Origin of the sequence: Pseudodesulfovibrio pelocollis (assembly GCF_030282845.1) — a bacterium.
GTDB lineage: Bacteria > Desulfobacterota > Desulfovibrionia > Desulfovibrionales > Desulfovibrionaceae > Pseudodesulfovibrio > Pseudodesulfovibrio pelocollis.
The window spans coordinates 1-4,418 of record NZ_JASTWE010000084.1; the positions used below are offsets into that span (position 1 = coordinate 1).

Annotated in this window: 4 protein-coding genes; 1 reads left to right on the forward strand and 3 read right to left on the reverse strand. The window is 59.4% G+C overall.

The genetic code is table 11. The annotated features are described in order from the left end of the window. Positions 1 to 28 precede the first annotated feature (28 nt). The 3 genes from QQS14_RS16105 to QQS14_RS16115 are packed head-to-tail and all read right to left on the reverse strand — an operon-like array spanning position 29 to position 3,440. Positions 29 to 1,333, reverse strand: coding sequence for a TIGR04283 family arsenosugar biosynthesis glycosyltransferase (locus QQS14_RS16105; RefSeq protein WP_285908037.1), 1,305 nt, complete (start codon positions 1,331 to 1,333; stop codon positions 29 to 31). Next, positions 1,309 to 2,826, reverse strand: coding sequence for a mercuric reductase (locus tag QQS14_RS16110; RefSeq protein ID WP_285908038.1), 1,518 nt, complete (start codon positions 2,824 to 2,826; stop codon positions 1,309 to 1,311). Before QQS14_RS16110 ends, QQS14_RS16105 begins: the two co-directional genes overlap by 25 nt. Positions 2,827 to 2,831: 5 nt before the next feature. Next, positions 2,832 to 3,440, reverse strand: a complete 609-nt coding sequence (locus tag QQS14_RS16115) for a TVP38/TMEM64 family protein (RefSeq protein ID WP_285908039.1) — start codon at positions 3,438 to 3,440, stop codon at positions 2,832 to 2,834. Here QQS14_RS16115 and QQS14_RS16120 point away from each other — a divergent pair. Then, positions 3,430 to 4,418 (forward strand): site-specific integrase (locus tag QQS14_RS16120; RefSeq protein ID WP_285908040.1); only part of this gene is annotated, 989 nt, incomplete at its 3' end. The two genes, QQS14_RS16115 and QQS14_RS16120, sit on opposite strands and share 11 nt — an antisense overlap.

The window sequence follows — 4,418 nt, forward strand, 5'->3', positions numbered from 1 at the left end:
CTGATCAAGCGAACGACAGAGCGCATTTTCAATTGCGAAAGAAGGGGTTTTCCCCCTTGGCATAGGCGTTTCGCAGTGCTGCCAGATCGTGCCCAAGCCATGCCGCAATCAGAATGGCCTGATTGATGAGTGTCGTGCGCAGGGCCCCATGCTGCATCCACCGCCTGCCGGAGGTCATCAGTTCGGCATCGGCGCAACGGATGCGTCCGCGCCTCCCCGCCTCCCTGACCAAGTAAAGGTCTTCGAGAATGGGCAGTGCCGGGAACCCCCCCAGCGCCTCGAATTCCGCACGATGGAGAAACAGCCCCTGGTCGCCGTAGGGCCTTTTCAGAAGACGGGATCTCACCTTGGTGCCGATTTCGATCAATCGCTTACCCGGAAAGGACTCCTTGATCGCGAAACCGAAATGGCCAAGCGCTGTTCCAGGCTGCCTCAAGACGCGGCGGACATGCCGGTCCCAGTCCTGAGGAAGCTCTGAATCCGCGTGGAGGAACAGGAGGATGCCGCCGGTGGCCTCGCGGGCTCCGCAATTCATTTGCGAAGCCCTGCCTGGCTCGGCAATGATCGTGCTGGCCCCGCTTTTTTTCGCAATTTCGACAGTGTGGTCACGGCTTCCGCCGTCAACCACGATCGCCTCGGTGTCGAACCCTTCCCGGACGGCCGCCACGGTAGCGCCGATGACACCCTCTTCATTCAAGGTGGGGATGATGACAGAAATCCGTGGAGGGATATCCCGGGGTTCGTCCACATCATCCAGGACGGGCAACAGACTATACTTGCCCAATTTCTCGATAGTTTGTCTGAACACCCTCCCGGTTCCCCAGTCGATGTCCCGAAACAGTTCCGGGCGTGGTTCACTCAGGCCGATCAGGTAGTACCCGCCGTCCGATGCAGGCCCGATGACGCAGGGGGTGTTGTCCAGCTTCCGCACTGCTTCAAGAATGTTCGCGGCCCGATTGTCAGGGCAGTCGCACCCGATGGCCAGCACCTTGCCAGCGCCACCGGCAAAGGCGTGGGCAAATGCGCGCGACATGCGTTCGCCAAGATCACCCGAGCCTTGCGGGATGCAGCGCCCTTCGGATTCGAGCCATTCCCCCACTTGCCTGTCCGTCCCGCCGTCATGCCGGATTTGCATGGGTATGCCCGTGCGGCGAACATGCCTGACCATGAACTCGGTCATGCGCCGCTGCAGGTCGGCCGCTCCGTCCGCACCGAGAAATGGAATCAAGCGGGTTTTCACCTCGCCCGGAACAGGAAACCTCGTGAAAAGGACAATCAATGCCTTGGCAAAGTCAGGATTTTTGCGCGTCATCGTTGTATTTTCAGCCACCATTTCAAGGTCTTAGAAAGCAGAGGAGTCAGCCTGGATTTGTTGTAGAGCCCTGCGACCCGCCGGATGGCGTCCGCCTGGGTCGGGTAGGGATGGATGACCTTGGCCAATTGCCCAAGCCCAGCCCCAGAGACCATGGCCGTGGTGATCTCGCTGATCATCTCTCCCGCGTGAGTCGAGACAATGGTTGCGCCGAGGATGCGTCCCGTGCCTTTTCTGACCATTACCTTGACAAATCCTTGGCCCTCCCCGTCGGTCAAGGCACGATCTATCTCATCCATGTTGACCTTGAAGACATCCACCGCCAGCCCCATTGACCGCGCTTCCCCCTCGTACATGCCGACATGGGCGATCTCCGGGGAGGTGTAGGTACACCAGGGCATGGTGAGTGAGCTGAGCTTTTTGCGTCCCTTGAACAGCGCGTTTTGCACGACGATTTGCGCGGCAGCGTCGGCGGCGTGGGTAAACTTCCACCCCATGCAGCAGTCGCCTGCGGCATAAATGTTCCTGTTTGTGGTTTGCAGGTGGTCGTTGACGCTGACGCCCTTTCTGGCGTCGTACTCGACGCCGGCGGCCTCTAGCCCAAGGCCTTGAACATTGGGCGCACGGCCGGCACCGACCAGTATTTCGTCAGTCTCGACCACCATTGTCTCTCCATCGTGATCCAGGACGACCCTCTTGCGCCCGGATTCGCCGTGCTCGAAGCCAAGGGGTTTGGTGTGCAGAAGCACGCGGATGCCTTCGTGCTGGAAGACCTCGGCGAGAATGGCAGAGGCGTCTTCATCCTCGCGCGGGAGGAAGTGGGAACTCTGGACGATGGTGACTTCAGCGCCAACTCTTCGAAACGCCTGGGCGAGTTCACAGCCGATGGGGCCGCCGCCGATCACCAGGAGATGGTTCGGCAGTTTGGTAAGGTTGAAGACCGTTTCGTTCGTAAGGAACCCAACCCCTTCAAGTCCGGGGATATCCGGGCGCACGGCACGCGCGCCAGTGGCCACGACCGCCTTGCGGAACCGCAATTCGGCTCCGCCCACCGCCACCGTGCCAGGGCCTGTGAACACCCCCTCTCCCAAAAACACATGCACGCCCGCCCCGGCGTATCGCTGAACAGAATCATTCTTGCTGACCTCGACGCGAATCCTCCGCATCCGTTCCATGATCTGCGGGAAGTCCTCTCTGCCGACAGGAGCCGGCGTGAGTCCGAAAGAGGCCGCATCGCGCATTTCCGCCGCCAACCGGGCTGCGCGGATGAGGCTCTTCGACGGAACGCAGCCGACGTTGAGGCAGTCGCCCCCCATCGACTGGCGCTCGATGAGAGCGACCTTTCCGCCAAGGGTGGCGGTGGCGATGGCAGAGATCAGGCCAGCGGTCCCTGCGCCCACGACGACAAGATTGTACATGGGTTCAGGAGTCGGATTCACCCAGTCTGCGGGGAAAATGTTGGAAACCAGTTTCTGGTCGTGAATGTTGCCGGGAAGAAACGGACTCATGGACATCGAGACTACTCCTTCAATGCACTTTTCGCCTTGCGCACGACCAACGTGAGTATGACCGCGATGAGCGCCACCACGGCAACAAGGCTTACCGGAATCTGACCATCGCGCATGGCGGTCGCGATGGCATCGGTTCCGACCACATAGAGAATTGTTCCTGGCAACATGCACAGCGCTGACCAAAGGACATAGGTCCGGAACGGCACCTTGGTCAGCCCAAAACCGTAATTCAACAGATTGAAGGGAAAAAGCGGTACCAGCCTGGTGATGGCCACAATGATGGCGCCATTTTTTTCTGTGAGATCATCAAGCCTCCTAAATTTTTCATTTTTATTGAGCAGGAAGGTGATGGATTCGCGGGCCAAGTATCGGGATATCAGAAAGCACAGCGAGGCCCCGACGGTGGCCCCGACAATGGCCGTGAGCACGCCGACGACTGAACCGAAAACAGCCCCGGCCATGATGGTGAGCAAAACTCCGGGCAATGCGAGCACGGTAGCCACGGCATAGACCCCGGCGAAAATGACCGGGCCCATCACGCCCTGACTCCCAACCCACTCCTTGAATGAGCCGAGAATCTGGTCGAGTTCCAGCGCCCGGGCCACCATGATCAACATCGCAATCGCGACAAGGCCCAGTATTGGTTTAATCAGCTTTCTTAGCACTATTTGTTTCTACTACGGGCGAGCACTTTTCGCGACTAAAAAAATGAAAGACGCGGAAAAATGGGAAAAGAATGTCCGTGAAGCCTTGGAGTTCGCGGATGCGGAAAATCGAAAGGACACGCACAATGTGGGGCGGGAAGTGTTGGCCGGGGATTGGGCGAATGCCTACATGGACTACGCCACGGCCACATGGTCGAAGGGAAGTTGCTCGGACAAGCGCCTTGCCTTTCGACGTTTGTTCGAAATGACGGCGCGACCGAAGCAGTTGGTTCATGAAATCAGCCCGGTAGTGGCCCTGAACCATCTGAGCCGACTCAAGAAGCAGACCACGGGGAACACGGCCAACCGTGATCGAAAACAGCTTGCCGCCGCTTGGAAATGGGGTGCGCGGTATCTGGGCATGGACAAGACGAATCCGTTCCGATCCGTGGACAAGTTCCCCGAGCAACGCCACCCGAGGTGGGTTCCGCCCCTTGAGGACTTCCGCATGGTCGTGGACGCGGCGACGCCCTTGCAGCGGCAGCTGCTTTTGCTGGCGTTTCACACGGCTGCCCGCCGGGGCGAACTGTGGAAGCTCAAGTGGTCGGAAGTCAATCTGGCCACGGGCATGATCGGATTCTGGACCAACAAGCGCAGAAGCGGGAATGCCGAGTTCGACGAACTGCCCATGTCCGGCATGCTCAGGGCGCACCTGGCGGAATGGAAGCTGATGTCCAGTGACGAAGAACTGGTGTTCGGAAGCCGGTTCAAAGGCCTTCTGGACCCGAACAATCGGTGGCTGAAGCGGTTGTGCGCCGACATCGGGGTGAAGCAATTCGGGTTCCATGGCATCCGCCACCTGTCCGCCAGCATCGCGATCCACAACGGGGCGACCATCGTGGAAGTGCAGCAGCTGCTTCGTCACAAGTCCATTGCGACGACCCAACGGTG

Coding starts and splice junctions, on each gene's coding strand:
- QQS14_RS16105 (WP_285908037.1), bottom strand. CDS start 1,333: ATGGTGGCTGAAAATACAACGATGACGCGCAAAAATCCTGACTTTGCC.
- QQS14_RS16115 (WP_285908039.1), bottom strand. CDS start 3,440: ATGTTGATCATGGTGGCCCGGGCGCTGGAACTCGACCAGATTCTCGGC.
- QQS14_RS16110 (WP_285908038.1), bottom strand. CDS start 2,826: ATGTCCATGAGTCCGTTTCTTCCCGGCAACATTCACGACCAGAAACTG.